At 48.0% G+C, this 16,246-nt stretch carries 13 protein-coding genes, 1 tRNA gene and 1 riboswitch; of the genes, 2 read left to right on the forward strand and 12 right to left on the reverse strand.

What is annotated here, in order from left to right; genetic code table 11:
* Positions 1 to 22: 22 nt before the first annotated feature.
* From ACYSNS_RS05535 to ACYSNS_RS05585, 11 genes are all read right to left on the reverse strand, one after another.
* A complete protein-coding gene (locus ACYSNS_RS05535) occupies positions 23 to 556 on the reverse strand; it encodes an O-acetyl-ADP-ribose deacetylase (RefSeq protein WP_461722142.1) in 534 nt (177 codons plus the stop codon).
* Between the two features lie 35 nt (positions 557 to 591).
* A complete protein-coding gene (locus ACYSNS_RS05540) occupies positions 592 to 1,380 on the reverse strand; it encodes a hydroxymethylpyrimidine/phosphomethylpyrimidine kinase (protein ID WP_461722143.1) in 789 nt (262 codons plus the stop codon).
* Positions 1,350 to 1,955, reverse strand: coding sequence for a thiamine phosphate synthase (locus ACYSNS_RS05545; RefSeq protein ID WP_461722144.1), 606 nt, complete (start codon positions 1,953 to 1,955; stop codon positions 1,350 to 1,352). The genes ACYSNS_RS05540 and ACYSNS_RS05545 overlap by 31 nt, the downstream gene beginning before the upstream one ends.
* Positions 1,952 to 2,725: a thiazole synthase gene (locus ACYSNS_RS05550; RefSeq protein WP_461722145.1), complete on the reverse strand. Its 774-nt coding sequence runs from the start codon at positions 2,723 to 2,725 to the stop codon at positions 1,952 to 1,954. Before ACYSNS_RS05550 ends, ACYSNS_RS05545 begins: the two co-directional genes overlap by 4 nt.
* A gap of 4 nt (positions 2,726 to 2,729) precedes the next feature.
* Positions 2,730 to 2,927 (reverse strand): sulfur carrier protein ThiS, encoded by a 198-nt coding sequence (gene thiS, locus ACYSNS_RS05555; protein ID WP_461722146.1) that lies wholly within the window; start codon positions 2,925 to 2,927, stop codon positions 2,730 to 2,732.
* 3 nt (positions 2,928 to 2,930) lie between these two features.
* Positions 2,931 to 3,881 (reverse strand): FAD-dependent oxidoreductase, encoded by a 951-nt coding sequence (locus ACYSNS_RS05560; protein ID WP_461722147.1) that lies wholly within the window; start codon positions 3,879 to 3,881, stop codon positions 2,931 to 2,933.
* A complete protein-coding gene (thiC, locus tag ACYSNS_RS05565) occupies positions 3,878 to 5,713 on the reverse strand; it encodes a phosphomethylpyrimidine synthase ThiC (protein ID WP_461722148.1) in 1,836 nt (611 codons plus the stop codon). The genes ACYSNS_RS05560 and thiC overlap by 4 nt, the downstream gene beginning before the upstream one ends.
* An 81-nt stretch (positions 5,714 to 5,794) precedes the next feature.
* Positions 5,795 to 5,925, reverse strand: a riboswitch (TPP riboswitch).
* A gap of 291 nt (positions 5,926 to 6,216) precedes the next feature.
* Positions 6,217 to 6,582: a DUF423 domain-containing protein gene (locus tag ACYSNS_RS05570; protein WP_461722149.1), complete on the reverse strand. Its 366-nt coding sequence runs from the start codon at positions 6,580 to 6,582 to the stop codon at positions 6,217 to 6,219.
* Positions 6,583 to 6,586: 4 nt separating this feature from the next.
* Positions 6,587 to 7,708 (reverse strand): pyridoxal phosphate-dependent aminotransferase, encoded by a 1,122-nt coding sequence (locus ACYSNS_RS05575; RefSeq protein ID WP_461722150.1) that lies wholly within the window; start codon positions 7,706 to 7,708, stop codon positions 6,587 to 6,589.
* A 361-nt stretch (positions 7,709 to 8,069) separates the two neighbouring features.
* Positions 8,070 to 10,256, reverse strand: a complete 2,187-nt coding sequence (locus ACYSNS_RS05580) for an esterase-like activity of phytase family protein (protein ID WP_461722151.1) — start codon at positions 10,254 to 10,256, stop codon at positions 8,070 to 8,072.
* A gap of 639 nt (positions 10,257 to 10,895) precedes the next feature.
* Positions 10,896 to 12,155 (reverse strand): porin, encoded by a 1,260-nt coding sequence (locus ACYSNS_RS05585; protein ID WP_461722152.1) that lies wholly within the window; start codon positions 12,153 to 12,155, stop codon positions 10,896 to 10,898.
* 583 nt (positions 12,156 to 12,738) lie between these two features.
* Between ACYSNS_RS05585 and ACYSNS_RS05590 the strand changes: the two genes are divergently transcribed.
* Positions 12,739 to 12,829 (forward strand) — tRNA-Ser (locus ACYSNS_RS05590).
* A gap of 741 nt (positions 12,830 to 13,570) precedes the next feature.
* Here ACYSNS_RS05590 and ACYSNS_RS05595 read toward each other — a convergent pair.
* Positions 13,571 to 15,067 (reverse strand): CoA-acylating methylmalonate-semialdehyde dehydrogenase, encoded by a 1,497-nt coding sequence (locus ACYSNS_RS05595; RefSeq protein ID WP_461722153.1) that lies wholly within the window; start codon positions 15,065 to 15,067, stop codon positions 13,571 to 13,573.
* Positions 15,068 to 15,163: 96 nt separating this feature from the next.
* On the opposite strand from ACYSNS_RS05595, the gene ACYSNS_RS05600 reads away from it, so the two are divergent.
* Positions 15,164 to 16,048: a LysR family transcriptional regulator gene (locus ACYSNS_RS05600; RefSeq protein WP_461722154.1), complete on the forward strand. Its 885-nt coding sequence runs from the start codon at positions 15,164 to 15,166 to the stop codon at positions 16,046 to 16,048.
* Positions 16,049 to 16,246: the final 198 nt, after the last annotated feature.

A 16,246-nucleotide genomic window follows, 5' to 3' on the forward strand; every position in this document is an offset into this window, starting at 1 on the left:
TAGAGTGCTTTAACTATTTAAATCAATTCAATGACTTGCGTTGTGCCACCAGTTCCTGACGATATGTCTTTTCGCTATCGTCATCGAAGCAACAAAAAATAACGTTTCTGGGTTTCTGATTGGCTTCGAGAAACGCAATTACCGTATTTACTGCGATATGTGCCGCCAGACTGATCGGATAGCCATACACTCCGGTGGATATCGCTGAAAAAGCGATTGTTTCGAACGCATGTTCTTTGGCAAGAGTGAGAGAGTTGCGGTAGCATTCAGCAAGCTTTACCGGTTCATCCTGTTCACCTCCGTGCCATATCGGGCCAACAGTGTGAATGACATAGCGAGCAGGCAAAAGGTAGCCTCTGGTTAGTTTTGCTTCGCCGGTATGGCATCCGTTCAGTGCGCGGCATTCTTCCAGCAGTTGCGGCCCCGCAGCCTTGTGGATCGCACCGTCTACCCCGCCACCGCCAAGCAGGCTTGTATTGGCGGCATTTACGATTGCATCAACCGCTAATGTGGTGATGTCTCCACGAAAAATGGCGATGCGGCCCTGTTCCACCATCTCTATGATCTCCTCACATACATGATAAAATCAAATCAGGATTGAGTGTTATATTCCAGCCCTGATTCGATTAAGGCCGCATAGACATATTTTTTTGCGATCTCGACGGCTTGTGGCAGTTTTTTTCCTAGCACCAATTGGCATGCAACCGCTGTTGAAAGCATGCATCCGGTGCCGCGCATCGTTCCATGAAGACGTGGCATGGAATAGTCCGTGACGACAGTGTCAGAAACAAGACTGTCAATGGATGCGTCACCGGACGCATGACCGCCTTTAACTAGGACATGCTTTGCACCGAGAGCCAATAATTCTCTGGCCTGTGAAAGCGCGCCGCTCTTATCTCGCGCCAATTCGTTACCGCTTAAAAGCGCCAGCTCATTCAGATTGGGTGTTAAAAGATCGGCATAGCGAATAAGCTTCATCGTAATCGCTTCTACTGTATCTTGGTCGGCTAGTAGACCGCCGGATGATGCTGCGATAACGGGATCTAATATAATGGGTATTTGCGGAAAATCATCGATCACAGAGCAGATAGCTTCAACCACCGCAACGCTGCCCGTCATGCCGATTTTAATAGCGCCAATCGGATGGGCCTTGAGGGCCGTAAGCATCTGTCCACGTAATATATCTGCTGTTACCGGCATTGTTGCGGCAACTTGCCGGTCGTCTTGAACATTGACCGATGTAATGGCCAATCCAGCTTTAACATGGAAATGCGCGGTTGTTTCAATATCACGAACAATTCCGGCGCCACCGGTCGGGTCTGTTCCGGCGACAATAAGAACGTGGCCGGTCAACGCCATTTTGCTGTTGCTCTGATCCATTCGTCAACTCGCGCTTCCGGATTTCCATTCAACACAATATCGGTCACGACGGCTGCACTATCCGCCCCGGCATCTAGTACGCCACATGCCCGCTCTGGCGTGAGACCGCCGATACCAACCAAAGGAATAGTGCCAAGCTGTTCTTTCCAGCGAGTCACCTTATCCAATCCTTGGGGCGCCCATTTCATCTTTTTCAAAATTGTCGGATAAACCGGCCCGAGAGCTATATAGTCCGGCTCTATATGGAGTGCGGTTGTCAACTCCTCTCCGTCATGCGTGCTAACGCCTAAGCGTAAACCGGCTTGTCGGATTGCGCCGAGATCGGCATCTGCCAGATCTTCCTGACCGAGGTGGATAAAATTGCAACCCTCTTCAATAGCGACTTGCCAATAGTCATTGATGATGAGCCGGCACTCATATTCAAGGCAAATGGCTTTGGCACGCTGGATATGCCGGCGCAGTGTTTCCGAGGTCACGTCTTTCATTCTCAGCTGAACAAGCTTCACACCAAGGGGAACAAGCCGTTCAATCCACTCGGCATTATCGACAATAAGGTAGAATGGATCAAGTTTCATGAAAACACCGCCTGACCGATAACGGGTGTCGAAGGTACAGCCACATCACGCGGCTCCAACATACCCGCGCGATAAGCTAAATAACCCGCTTCGACAGCTTTTGCAAAAGCTTGTGCCATCAAAACCGGTTCGCCGGCTTTGGCCACAGCTGTGTTGAGTAACACCGCATCATAGCCAAGCTCCATGGCGACAGCCGCATGCGACGGGCGTCCAATGCCGGCATCAACGATCAATGTCAATTCAGGAAAACGCGCTCTTATTGTGCGCAGGCCATCGGTGTCACGCGGTCCCTTGGCCGAGCCAATCGGGGCGCACCAAGGCATAATAACCCTGCAACCTGCATTGGCCAATTTCTCTGCCACGATCAAATCATCGGTTGTATAGGGAAAAACGTCAAACCCTTCTTCATTAAGAATGCGCGCGGCCTCGACCAGAGCAAAAACATCAGGTTGTAATGTATCCGCATTTCCGATGACTTCGAGTTTAATCCATTTCGTTTTGAAAAGGTCACGTGCCATTTTTGCAGTTGTGACGGCTTCCTTGACGGTATAGCAACCGGCTGTATTGGGCAGCACGGTCACGCCCAAATCTTTGATAAGCTGCCAAAATTGTCCGCCTTGCTGACCACCAGCCATCTCGCGACGCAGGGAAACCGTAACAATTTGGCAGCCGGAGATGGAGATGGCAGAACTCAGGATGGATGGTGACGGGTATTGAGCGGTCCCAAGCAAAAGGTGAGATGAAAATTCCTGATCATAAAGCTTCAACATATTCTTATCCACCCTGCATGGGGCTGAGTATTTCGATACGGTCACCATCATGCAATTGGCAACTGACACGGTCTTCGGCGGAAATAACCTCGGCATTCACCGCAGTTGCCAACCACTCACCATGATAATCCAGCTGTTCCAACAAATTTGCAAGATTTTCAGCTGTTGTTTCAATAAATTCACCGTTGACCGATAGTTTCATTTTTCAATCCATTGCCAGATGTGTTACGTGGCGCGCCATCTCTGGCGCTAAGAGATATCCATGGCGATAGAACCCGTTGATGGATATACGGTTGCCGTCTTTCTGAACACGGGGAAAATTATCGGCATAAGATGGCCGCACCCCAACACCCGCTTCAATAATTTCAGCTTCCGCAAATGCGGGATGAAGCGTATAGGCAGCATTCAAGAAATCCATCATCGAACGCGCGGTAATCGCGCCGTCAAAATCGCTTTCTATCATTGTTGCTCCAATCATAAAAATATGATTATCGCGCGGCACAATGTAAAGCGGAATACGCGGATGAAGTAATCTTACAGGGCGGGACAACGCAATCTCTCTGGTGCGGACAAGCAACATTTCACCGCGAACACCACGTAGGTCTTGATCAATACCCAATTTCGCAATACCGGTAGCGTCAACGACCAGATCAAACCCGCTCTCATCGCAGCCAATGTCGACGAATTCCACATGATTTTCACCGAGCTTGTTTTTTAGGGCCATCAGCGCATGTCGAGGGTCAATATGGGCTTCGGTAGCATAGAACAATCCGCGCGGAAAGCGTCCCTCGAGGTCTGGTTCCAGCTCTGCTATCTCGACATCATCGACTTTTCGATGTCCTGTCGTACGGGCAGCAAAGCGCTCAAGCTCCGATTGGTCGCGGGGAGGGGCTACCACCAAAGTCCCTTGATGGGTCACCAGTTCAGGCAGAACCTTATCCCACCATTGCATTGCTTCAACGCCTAAGTCTTCTACACGTTGTTCCGCACTCTCGCGTTCACAATAGGGTGCAAGCATGCCGCCCGCATACCAGCTAGCGGCACCAACCGGCGCATCGATAGGTGCCGATACGGTAACGCGAGCACCGGCCTGAGCCAGCATAAAGGCACTTGTCAAACCCGCGACACCCGCACCTTTGACCAGAATGTTCTTCATTTTACACCTGTTTCACTCGTTATTGCGGATGCATCCATATAAAGATCGCCGCCATTTCGATACTTTTGCGCCATCGTCACGAACCCTTCATCAATGGTTTGCGTTGCCGCCGCCGCTTCACGAATATCATGCGAGATACGCATCGAACAGAACTTTGGCCCGCACATCGAACAAAAATGCGCAAGTTTATGTGCTTCCTTCGGCATCGTTTCATCGTGGAAGGCGCAGGCTGTATCCGGATCAAGCGAAAGATTGAACTGATCCTGCCAACGAAAGTCGAAACGCGCCCGCGAAAGCGCATCGTCACGCCGTTGTGCCCCGGGCAATCCCTTAGCCAAATCTGCGGCATGGGCTGCAATTTTATAAGTTATAACGCCGGTTTTGACATCATTTCTATCTGGAAGGCCAAGATGCTCTTTTGGCGTTACGTAACACAACATTGCTGTACCAAACCAACCGATCATTGCTGCACCTATTGCCGAAGTAATATGGTCATAGGCTGGGGCGATATCTGTCGTCAGCGGCCCCAATGTATAAAAAGGTGCGCCATGGCAGTGCTCCAATTGCTTGTCCATATTGGCTTTGATTTTATGCATCGGCACATGTCCGGGACCTTCAATCATCACCTGAACGTCGCTTTTCCAAGCAATTTGGGTGAGTTCGCCAAGGGTTTCCAATTCTGCAAATTGCGCGCGGTCATTGGCATCTGCTATCGATCCGGGGCGCAGACCATCGCCGAGTGAAAGCGAGACATCGTAACGGCGGGTTATGTCACAGATTTCCTCAAAATGTTCATAGAGGAAGCTTTCCTTGTGATGATGCAGGCACCACTTGGCCATAATCGATCCACCACGTGACACGATGCCGGTGACGCGATCGACGGTAAGTGGAATATAGGGAAGACGCAATCCGGCATGGATTGTAAAATAATCGACGCCCTGTTCAGCTTGTTCGATGAGTGTGTCGCGGAATATCTCCCATGTCAGGTCTTCTGCAATTCCATGTACTTTTTCCAATGCTTGATAGATCGGTACGGTACCAATGGGAACGGGAGAATTACGCATAATCCATTCACGAATATTGTGGATGTTGCGCCCGGTTGACAGGTCCATCACCGTGTCTGCTCCCCATCGGATTGCCCAAACCATTTTTTCCACTTCGTCAGCCATGGACGATGTCACGGCGGAATTTCCGATATTGGCATTGATCTTGACGCGGAAATTACGCCCTATAATCATAGGCTCGCATTCCAAGTGATTGATGTTGCGCGGTAAAATAGCCCTTCCGCTGGCAATTTCTTCACGCACAAACTCGCCGGTAAAAAAGTCAGGTATTTCAGCCCCGAATGCTTCACCATCACCGCGGTTTCCGGCAGAAGATACAACGCGCCCTTCATTTTCGCGTATTGCCACATATTCCATCTCTGGTGTGACGATCCCCGCACGCGCGTAGGCCATCTGTGTCACGGCCTGACCGTGGGCGCTGCGTCTGACAGTTCTTTTTTTAGGAAAAGCCGGCGTTAAATGTTTTTCTCCTACAAATCCGTTATCTTCCAATTTTACTGCCCGACCCGTGTAAGTTTCGGTGTCGTGACGGTCTGCAATCCACTCTTCTCCGACAAGCGAAAGCCCTTTCGAGATATCAATCTCGCACGTCTCATCGGTATAAGGGCCTGAAGTGTCATAGCATAAAAACGGCTCTTCTCCGCTACCCTCGGTAAGCGATATTGCACGCAATGGAACCTTTAAGTTTGGAAAGATGGGGCTTTCGATATATGTTTTTTTTGATGCTGGCAAAGCGCCGCAGCTGACATTGGGGGCATTCTTTTGCAAAAGCTTTCTCCTCGAAGGCTAACAATTGAAAACCCAGTTAAAAGGCTAAAGAGGAGAATTGGCATTTCATCCAATACATGGCTGATATGCAAAACACCGTCCCTACGCCAGTATGAACTGGATCAGGTTCAACGGGTCACTGTGCTGCATAGGTAGAAGCCCGACTGCCAACAGAATCTCAGCCCCTTGTCGGGGCACCCCTGGTACAAGGACTATGTTTTGCTCAAAAGCATTTTTTGTCAATAAGAATTATGTGATGGAACCTATTCAACGAATATATTCTTCAACGATTTTGATCCGAATTTCCGCCAAATTTGTTTCTACATGCCATATTGATCAAGTAGAGAGAGCAATAAAAATCAAAACTCTCCAGAAACTCGATCGCTGTCTGATCTGGTTCTAGAGCGGTTCCCGATTGATGTAAATTATCAATTGGATAAGATACCGCGGCAAATCAAAAGCTTGTGACGCGCCGGCCGGATGCTATCTGGTCGAAAAGTGCTCTAAGCTGGCTCATCTTCGAATGGAAGAAAATTGGATATGATCAATAACAGCCAGCCCAATATGTTGATCGTGCCGCCCAACGGCGCTGCATAGGGAAAAAGCCTGCCTTGCGTCAGCTCCCGTACCATAATATCTGCTGCGAAAAGCGCTACACCGATGATGATCAGAGCTCCGGAAAGCCGCATGACTATGTTTGTTTTGGTTGCAATGGAAAGCGCCAGCAATGCCGCTGCATTACCCAATAGAATTGGTGCTACAGCTTCATACAAACCGCCAATATGCGAAGCTGCCGCATAGGCGGCAATACCACAAGCGCCGTAGAGACCGGCAAAACCGCCGAAAATACGTTGATTTAACCCAGACATCTCACTACCTCTTGTCTGCCGCAGCAAGGGCGGCACTGAACGCTTCTGCGAAAAGCGTCATTTCTTTTTCCGGTCCAACACTTACCCTGATCAACCGATCAAGGACAGGGACCATTGGCTTACGAACGAAAATGTCCCGCTGGATAAGTTCATCAAGCACAGCTTGTGCATAGGCACCATCCCTGCCACAATCAATTGCGACAAAATTGGTTGCCGATGGTAAAGTATGCAGTCCGTTCGCACGGGCTATGTCCACAATGGTTGATTTGGCGGAAGCAATTTTCGAAACGACATCACGCAGATATGCTTGTTCCTCTAGTGCCTTAACTGCTCCGACTTGTACCATTCGGTTGATTGAAAAATGATCGCGAATTTTATCAAATACCGAGATGAGATCAGGATGGCCAATGGCATAACCACAGCGCATGCCCGCAAGTCCATAGGCTTTTGAAAAAGTACGCATCCGCAGAACGTTAGGCCAAATTTTGGTGACGTCCGGCAAAGCATCAAACGGCGCTGTTTCACCATAGGCTTCATCAAGAATACATAAGGTATCGCTTGGTAAGCTCGCTATGAAAGTTTCTATGGCTGCGGCATTGTGCCAAGTACCAAGCGGATTATCAGGATTGGCAATATAGACAATTTTTGCTTTGTGGTTTTGTGCAGCCTTCGCCAAAGCCCCAAGATCTGCCTGATCGTCTTTATAGGGCACTGTCACTAAATTGCCGCCAAAGCCCGCAACATGATAGTTAAATGTCGGGTAGCCACCCAAAGAGTTGATAACAACATCGCCGGGTTGAATATATTGGCGTACAATCAGCCCAAGAATGGCATCTACACCGGCGCCAATCGTTAGACAATCGGCAGTTGTTTTGTGAAAGGCGGCCAAAGCACGCGTCAAATCATAGTTTTCCGGGTCACCATATTGCCAAACGTGAGCGGCCTCGTTTTGCATGGCGGCAATCACCGATGGCGCAGGCCCAAAACCATTTTCATTGGCACCGAGCCGCGCCAAAAAAGGCCGTTGTCTTTTGCGCTCGATTGCTTCAGGCCCGACAAAAGGGACGGTTGAAGGGAGCGCGGCAATAATGGGCGCAACCTGCGGAGAACCGCTTTGACTTGACATTCATCTATTCCACTACGTTCACACGCAATCTTATTAGCATAAAAACGCCAAGCGTCGATGATCAATAAGTTGTTATGCAACATGTATTCTGGGGAAACTGCTTACGGTAGATTCAGCAAATGAGAAATATCATTTTTGATGGCAATCAAAGCAATGCCCGCTGTCATCATTTGCTGATAACGACGGGCATTCTGTTATAAGTACCGAAAAATGCTGACCGGTTTCCCGACAATCGAATTTAGGGAAACAAGGGATTACTGCGTTCAGTCTAAACTCAATCGAGCAATACGCGCCTAACGATTGGCGTTGGCTAGCTTGTGAAAGTCCGGGTAAAAATCAGCAATTTTCACGCAACTGTAAATTATTGGCGCTGCAACGGCACCTCGAAGAAGAGTGTTTCGCCCGAAGAATCTTTCACCCCATCATTGTCTGTAACGGCGTACGCTTTACCATTTGAAGCAAAAGTAAATCCTTCAAGCTTGTCCAGCACATAGCCATGATTCAGGGTCTGTAAATCGGGTAGGAAATCGTAGACCAGTTCCTTTGTCACGACTTCGGCTTTTTTTCCCATCGGTGCTGTTTTAAGAGTGTCCGAATTTACACGATATAACCGCTTGATTTCAGCTTTGTCGCCGACCAGATTGTCGCGCTCCAATACGTAGAGATATCCGTTATGGCTCGCCAATTCTGAAACGCCAACCCAACCTTCTTTCGTCTTTTCCAACGGATAGGACGCAAAACGCCATTCTTTTGTTGCCGGTTTATAAGCGAGAAGCTTTGTTGTATTGTCCCGATCATCTTTCCAAGGTCTTTGGACAGCGAGCCAAATGGTCAGATTATCCCCATGCCCTAGCAGCGCGATACCTTCCAAGCCATATTTCGTTTGGTGCTTTGTCAATTCGTCTGGCAACGAGATTTTCTCGTCGATAGCGCCATCTTTATTAACATGTAACAATGCATTATCGACCTGTTTTTCTGGATTGCCCTCTGAAACAAGCCAGAAACCGGCGTCCCCATCAGATGCTATACCTTCAAGATCGAGTTTTATCGCTGGTTCGCCTTTTTCCGATACAATCACGGATTTGACGATCCTTGCCGGCTTTTGAGATGCATCAATGGTGTAAATAGTCGGCGCATTCGCATAGATTGAATCGCTAACCGCATAAAGAATGTTGGGGTCTGAGGGGGAAGCTGTCAAACCGGATAGAGCGCCCCAGCCAATTGGTACCTCATTTTGAATTGCCGAAGTCAGTGTCGGATAGACAGCATTCCCATTTTGCAACTCATAGATCATTACATGCGAGCGGGCGCCGCCTTCGTCAGCCAAGTCACTTTCATTGGCCGTTACCAGCAAATGACGCGACGGGATGGCAACGGCTGATTCCGGTGCGATGCCTGAGGGTAGGATTTGTTTGAGTTTAGGCGTATCGCCGTTAAGCGTATAGACGCCCACAGCGGAGCCACGTTCCGACAGTACAAAAAGATATGGTGTCGTACCAAACTTGGCGACTTCCAGCCCCTCGGGTTCAACGCCTTTTTTATCAGCTCGCCCTTCAGGAAAATGCCCAACCTGTGCCAAAGCATGTTCAAAAGAAGCACCACTCTCATAGAGCAGCGTCCCATTTTTGTCGAAAATGGAAAAACCGCGAGATCCACCGTGATAATCGCCCTCATTGGCAATGACTAGGCGGTTGTCGTCCAGCCACTTCACAGCATCTGGCTCGCGCAATATACCCTCAGCATTTTGCGAAAATGATAGTTTGCCGTCCTTTTTCATGTCAACATTTTTAAGATCGGCTTTTCCGGCCGAAAAGTGAGACAAAAGCCTGCCATCATTGCCATCAACAATCACGATGTGATTATTTTCCTGTAGAGTTACGGCCACTTGATTGGCCGTGTTAAAGCTGACAAATTCGGGTTCTGGATCATCCGCAGCTATTGCGGCTAAGCCTGTCAGATCGACTTTGATCAGTGAAGCACAATCAACAGTATCGTCCGCTATTCTTCCGAGAATCAGGAAGCCAGCGGGAAGTTGGGGAAGCTCACCATCATTCATGTCTTCGTTGCGTTCGTTTTCAATTGCAATAGCGATGCGTGTTTTGTCGGGAGAGAGCGCGATAGAATCTGGTTGTCCTCCCAATTCGCAATATTTCTGAACGCTCTTATCATGTGCATTGATGATTGCGAGCCGTCCCGATGGCTCCGTGTAAGATTTGGAAGTGTTGACGGCAGCAAATACTTTATCTCGTACAAACACTACAGACGTCGGTTCACCATCCAAAAGAGTGGTACCCAACGGCTTTGGATTGTTTGGATTTGTAATGTCGATGAAACCAACGCGCTTACCAGGACTATCTGAATAAACAAGCTTAGTTCCGTCATCGCTTGCAGAAATTATCTCGGCTGATGTTTTCTGCTCTGGCTTTTCATTGACGGATAGATTCTTATGCACAGCAAAGCTGGAAATTCGATTAAATGAAGTTTCGGCATTCGCAAAGCTGCCAGTAAGAAGCAGCGCGATTGCCGAAACGGAGATACGATAAAGCATGACACACCTTTTATTTGCCACCTGGATTGTGTCTGCATTACCTAATTACATGACATGTTGATGACAGGTAGAATGCTTTATGGTTTTCATGCATTAGCTTCGTACTGAATAACATCTGCAAATACGCGGATCGTTTAAATCTCTACGCATGTGTTGCGATTGGATCTCAGCAGCTGACTTGATCAACCGCGGAGCGAAAACTCGTTGCTCGTTTTGCCTTAAGTCAATGTAATTATCATGTCCGTAGAAGAAAAAACTTTAGAAATGCATGATGATTTTAAGTCCAAACGACGGCGGTTTCTATGGAAGGGAAAGGCGACACGGCGCGTCTATAATGTCTTTATAACGGTCTGATCGAAACTGTTTTGAAAAACCTCTGTTAATGGCAACAGCCGGAGCTCTGCAAAAAAAACAGCTATAGCATCTAAATCTCGCAGATTGGTGAACACAACATCCAAAACAATAAGTTTTGCTAGTGCGCCATCTTATAGATTTTGCAGTTTTAAAGCGCACTGTTGAGCTTAAGATTATAGCAAATATCAAACGTTATATGCGGAGCAAATAACAATACGAAAAAACCTAGAAATAAAAAAAACCGGTAGCAAAACTACCGGTTTTTCTTTGTTTAATCCTAAAGGATTAGAACGAGCGCTGAATACGAACCATACCCTGGAAAGCATCCTGACCCTTCATAGAGTCCTTGATTTGGAATGTACGATCGTAGCTACGCATGCTGAAATCGTTATCCCAAGATACGTAGGTCAACTCTGGAGTGATAACCAAACCAGGAACCAATTCGTACTTCACGTTAACGGAAGCAGCGAATGTATCTGTGTCATCGTAAGATACCTGTGCGTTGAAGCTTGTCTTCGGGTTGAATTTGAAGGTTGTACCACCCCAAACAGCCCAATCGCCACCCCAGTCACCATAGATCGAGTTGATCTGACGGTAAACGCCAAGTGTTGTAAGGTTACGGTTCGCATTGTAGCGATATCCGTTAACGCCGTAGGTGTCGTCATCAGCATAACGGTCGTCAGCTGACTTGTAGCCACCCATTACCCAAACGTTCCACTGATCAGTCACGTTCAAGTCCAAACGAACTTTACCAGCCCATTCTTCATAATAAGCGTCGTATGCTGCTACTGCAGAGATGCCGCCCCAACCCTGAACGAACTTCAAACCACCAACGAAGTTTGGTGTGTAGTCGTCGATACGCTGATCAAGAACATGGCCTTTGTAGAAGATGTCGCTGTCGTTGCCAGCTACACGGTAGTAGCTTTCACCATAGCTGTCGCCATCATCGTTACCCTGCTCAACACCCAAGATAGCGGAGAAACCGTTACCATTGTTGAATGTGTAGCTGATAACGTTCGTACGTGTGTAAGCCATTGGGTTTACGATATCGTCGTTGATGACGTTACCATAGTAACCTGTCCAATGGTTGAAGATTGACTCGTCCAAACCAACGCGCAAACCACCGAGTTCGATGTAAGCGAAGCGAAGCTGACCAGAAGCGGAATCGCCATTGCTACCCCATTCTGCGCCCTTATCCCACTGCGAACGCAGCTCGATGAAAGTGCGAAGAGTGCCAAGTTCGGTTTCCGAAGCTGTATGGAAACGAAGTGTTGCACGTGTGCGCCATGCATATGTGTCACGGTCGATATCGCCACGCTGACGTGCGCCAACATTGTCGCCGCCCTTGATGTCTGCACGGACATAACCGGAAATGCGCATGCAAGTTTCGGTACCAGGAATGTAGAAGTAACCTGCACCATAAGCGTCGCAAACGCGAACGTATTCTACGGGTTCTGGCTCGGCAACAACAACGTCAGCTGCGCGGGCACCAGAAACTGCAACGAGGGCTGCAGCGGAGCCGAGAAGAAGGCTCTTAATGTTCATATCTGACCTCCAGTCAAAGTTTAAATTGGGTCGGGGTAATGAAGTTCAGCAAGCTGTTCCCCGATCCCCTTAACCGAAAAAGTCGCACCCAAGCGCTCCTTCTTCATGAGCTGAACATACTCGTCAGTATTTTTGATTCAACCAAGAAAAGACCGAAAGGGGGGTTATGCAGGCAGTATGCAAAAACGCTGTTGCAAAAAAGACACGATTTCGACGATCAATAGTGCTTTTATTCAGGTATCGTTAACTATTGAACGCGCTTTGGCTGTCGGAACGGGCCGTTTATAGGCGCAAAATATGTATGTTTGATGACGAATCGAATTTTCCCCTGACTGGGTGAGAGCTCTTTGGACACACTTCATGTCGCGATAATTCGATGAGAAACTTCACTTTATATATAGGGGTAACTATTGGCCCTATTGTGCTTGAAGTTGTATCTCGGCTTTAACAATGCTTTTGAAACGACGTGGTGTGGTCTTCAATAGCGCAAGATTGTGGACATGCGTCCGGTATGAAGAACAAATTAAAAATTTTCGTTAAATTTGCTTGAACTTATCTTCGAGACCGTTTATTGCCCGTTCTTGGAGAGGTGGCCGAGTGGTCGAAGGCGCTCCCCTGCTAAGGGAGTAGGGCTCAAAAGGCTCTCGAGGGTTCGAATCCCTTCCTCTCCGCCAGTTACCAAGGCTTGCAGCCGATCCTTCCCCAAAAGTAATGATAGATAAATAAGAAAAAATGTGCACCGTTATGCATAGGAATGCACCAAGATTGGTACAAATCTGGCACTTGCTGCTTTAGTTGTGTTTTGCCCAATTTTCCCGTCTATTCATACGGTCTTAAAACAGTTGGGCATTTGTTGAAATGGAGTATCTTGATTGACACCTTGATACCATGCCAGAGAGATGCGGAAACAACAGGTATCTGTTAAAATGAGCGCAGCGAAACAGACCTCAAGTGCAGTCTTTTGACGAGCGTATGACGCTGAAACATAGAAGCACGAACAAGCTAGATGTAAACGAAATGATCTATGTTGATGAAGCAGATTGTATGTTTTCTCGGTGTAATGTCTAGCATTTATAGTTTCTGTTTGAAGCGTTTGCTGTATGAATGACGTCTGACGTTTTCAAATGGTTATTCGTAAATATCGATTAGTATCAAGTTTTAGAAATTGATCACTTTGAGATGATTACTCTCACGATGTCTGCTATAATTAAACGCTTATAAAATTGGTGTAGTTATTATACAGTCGATACCAGCTCACAATCAAACACTTGATGCACGTGAGCTGGCGTGTTTGCTTTTGTGCGCTGTCGAAGCGCTGGACTTTAAATTAATGACTAGGGGCTTCGTCTAAAATGTCGACCTTATATAAAGAAGCCCGCTTGCGCTGAAAGCGAGCTTTTTTTAGACATGGCCTGTTATTTCATCGTCGGCATAGAAAATTCTGCCCCTTCGCGGATACCGGATGGCCAGCGCGAAGTTATCGTTTTTGTGCGGGTATAAAAGCGGAATGCATCTGGTCCATGTTGATTTAGATCACCGAAAATCGACGATTTCCACCCACCGAATGTATAATATGCAACTGGGGTAGGGATTGGCACATTTACGCCGACCATGCCGACTTCGACACGAGACACAAAATCACGCGCTGCATCTCCATCCCTTGTAAATATAGTTACGCCATTACCGTAGAGATGTTTGCTTGGAAGCGACAAGGCTTCTTCGTAGTTTTGTGCGCGCAAGACTGCGAGCACGGGACCGAATATTTCTTCCTTGTAGATGCGCATGTCTGTTGTAACATGATCAAACAGGCAAGGGCCGACATAGAAGCCATCTTCATAGCCAGCCAATTTCAAATCGCGGCCGTCAATGACCAATTTAGCTCCTTCTTCAACACCGCTATCAATGTAATTAAGAATGCGTTTTTGAGCATCGCGGGTTACCACTGGGCCGTAGTCTGCTTTTGTGTCTAGTGAGGTGCCAACTCTCAATGCTTTCACACGAGGTATCAGCTTTTCCATCAAGCGATCGGCCGCATCTTCGCCCACGGGGACCGCAACAGAAATGGCCATGCAACGTTCGCCGGCTGAACCGTAGGCTGCACCGATCAAGGCGTCGACAACTTGGTCCATATCGGCATCGGGCATAATCAGCATATGGTTCTTTGCTCCACCGAGTGCCTGCACACGTTTTCCATTCTCAGCTGCGCGACGATAGATGTATTGCGCAATCGGGGTAGAGCCAACAAAACTTATAGCCTTGATTTCTGGTTCATCCAGAAGTGTATCGACGGCCTCTTTGTCACCGTTTATGACATTGAAAATGCCAGCAGGCCCTCCGGCTTCGATGAAAAGTTCCGCCAGTCGCATCGGGACACTAGGGTCGCGCTCAGAGGGCTTAAGAATAAAAGCATTACCACACGCAATAGCGGGGCCGGCCATCCAAAGAGGGATCATGGCGGGAAAGTTAAAGGGTGTAATGCCTGCTACAACTCCAAGAGGTTGACGGATTGAATAGGTGTCAATACCCGGACCAGCGCCTTCCGTATATTCACCTTTTGCAAGGTGAGGAACTCCGAGGCTCAATTCCACGACTTCTAGGCCACGCTGTATATCGCCGACAGAGTCAGCAACAGTTTTTCCGTGTTCTTTCGACAAGGTTTCTGCGAGCGTTTGGATCTCAGCTTCAACAAGCGAGAGGAATTTGCGCAAAACACGTGAGCGGCGTTGTGGATTTACCAGTGCCCATTCTGCTTGTGCCGAGGCTGCCTTCTTCACGGTTTCATGAATTTCTGTTGGTGAGGCCAATGCCACTTTGGCAATTATACGACCGTCCATTGGTTGAAAAACATCGCTTTCACGTCCGCTTTTACCTGCGACAGTCTTGCCATCGATGAAATGCCCTATAGTAACCATTGAAAGTCTCCCTTAATTGTCTCCTATCCATGATAAATATAAAAAAAGAATATTAAACGGTGGAAATTGAATATCCGTTGTGCATAATTATGCATAATGAACTGGGACGATGTGAGAATATTTTTAGCAGTAGCACGGTCGGGGCAGCTTCTTGCAGCAGCACGTGCATTGGGCGTCAACCATACGACGGTAGCGCGACGGTTGACTGCGCTTGAAAATCAATTCAATTCAAAACTGGTGACGCGGCGTACAACGGGTACAGAATTGACAGAAGCTGGGGAGCATCTTTTAGCGCGTGCGGAACGTATTGAGGCCGAGATGCTCCAGGCGCAGGCAAGCCTTGGTAACCAGGATATCGTCTTAAGCGGAACCGTCCGCGTCGCCACGCCTGACGGGTTCGGAGTTTCCTTTTTGGCTGCGCAATTATCAGAATTTTCATTGAAGTATCCTTCACTGACGATCCAGCTTGTTCCTGTTCCCCGTTTATTCTCTCTTTCGAGGCGCGAGGCCGATATTGCCATTACCGTGGAGCGCCCCACTCAGGGACGGCTCATTGCGCGAAAACTGGTCGATTACCGGTTAGGGCTCTATGCCCATAAAGATTACCTTATAAAATTCGGTCTTCCAGAAAGTAGCCAAGACCTGGTTCAGCGACATCGGCTTATCGGCTATGTTGATGATCTTGTCGCCTCACCGGCGCTGGCCTATACGGATGAAATTAGTAAGGATTGGCATTCAGCGTTTCAGATTTCCAGCGCACTCGGCCAGTTGGAAGCAGTGAGAGCAAAAGCTGGAATTGGCATTCTACACGGCTATATTGCCGAACAGTTTTCGGAGTTGGTGGCAGTCCTTCCCGATATCAAGATAGAACGATCATATTGGCTTTCCTATCATGAAACTTTGCGTGGAATTCGACGCGTTCACGAAGTTGCAGCTTTCATTTCGGCCAGTACCGAACGATATCGCGCTCGTTTCCTATAAAACAGCGAAAGCAGATCAACACTGGCTCGAAATGTCGAAGGCGGAGCGACGGTGATGGATTTTTTTTCTATCGGTTCAATATTTCTTAGAAAAACCTTCGGTAGTTTGGCGGGAGTCTAAATTGCTGTCCTTTGTTGTACCGATGGGAATTGAATACCCTGCCAGCGAACACATCTTGGTTTTTTAGGATGTTTGCAA

This window comes from Bartonella sp. LJL80, assembly GCF_054871565.1.

Excerpts from the sequence above, each read along its gene's own strand:
- ACYSNS_RS05535 (WP_461722142.1), bottom strand. The coding sequence starts at position 556 with ATGGTGGAACAGGGCCGCATCGCCATTTTTCGTGGAGACATCACCACA.
- ACYSNS_RS05540 (WP_461722143.1), bottom strand. The coding sequence starts at position 1,380 with ATGGATCAGAGCAACAGCAAAATGGCGTTGACCGGCCACGTTCTTATT.
- ACYSNS_RS05545 (WP_461722144.1), bottom strand. The coding sequence starts at position 1,955 with ATGAAACTTGATCCATTCTACCTTATTGTCGATAATGCCGAGTGGATT.
- ACYSNS_RS05550 (WP_461722145.1), bottom strand. The coding sequence starts at position 2,725 with ATGTTGAAGCTTTATGATCAGGAATTTTCATCTCACCTTTTGCTTGGG.
- thiS (WP_461722146.1), bottom strand. The coding sequence starts at position 2,927 with ATGAAACTATCGGTCAACGGTGAATTTATTGAAACAACAGCTGAAAAT.
- ACYSNS_RS05560 (WP_461722147.1), bottom strand. The coding sequence starts at position 3,881 with ATGAAGAACATTCTGGTCAAAGGTGCGGGTGTCGCGGGTTTGACAAGT.
- ACYSNS_RS05570 (WP_461722149.1), bottom strand. The coding sequence starts at position 6,582 with ATGTCTGGGTTAAATCAACGTATTTTCGGCGGTTTTGCCGGTCTCTAC.
- ACYSNS_RS05575 (WP_461722150.1), bottom strand. The coding sequence starts at position 7,708 with ATGTCAAGTCAAAGCGGTTCTCCGCAGGTTGCGCCCATTATTGCCGCG.
- ACYSNS_RS05580 (WP_461722151.1), bottom strand. The coding sequence starts at position 10,256 with ATGCTTTATCGTATCTCCGTTTCGGCAATCGCGCTGCTTCTTACTGGC.
- ACYSNS_RS05585 (WP_461722152.1), bottom strand. The coding sequence starts at position 12,155 with ATGAACATTAAGAGCCTTCTTCTCGGCTCCGCTGCAGCCCTCGTTGCA.
- ACYSNS_RS05595 (WP_461722153.1), bottom strand. The coding sequence starts at position 15,067 with ATGGTTACTATAGGGCATTTCATCGATGGCAAGACTGTCGCAGGTAAA.
- ACYSNS_RS05600 (WP_461722154.1), top strand. The coding sequence starts at position 15,164 with ATGAACTGGGACGATGTGAGAATATTTTTAGCAGTAGCACGGTCGGGG.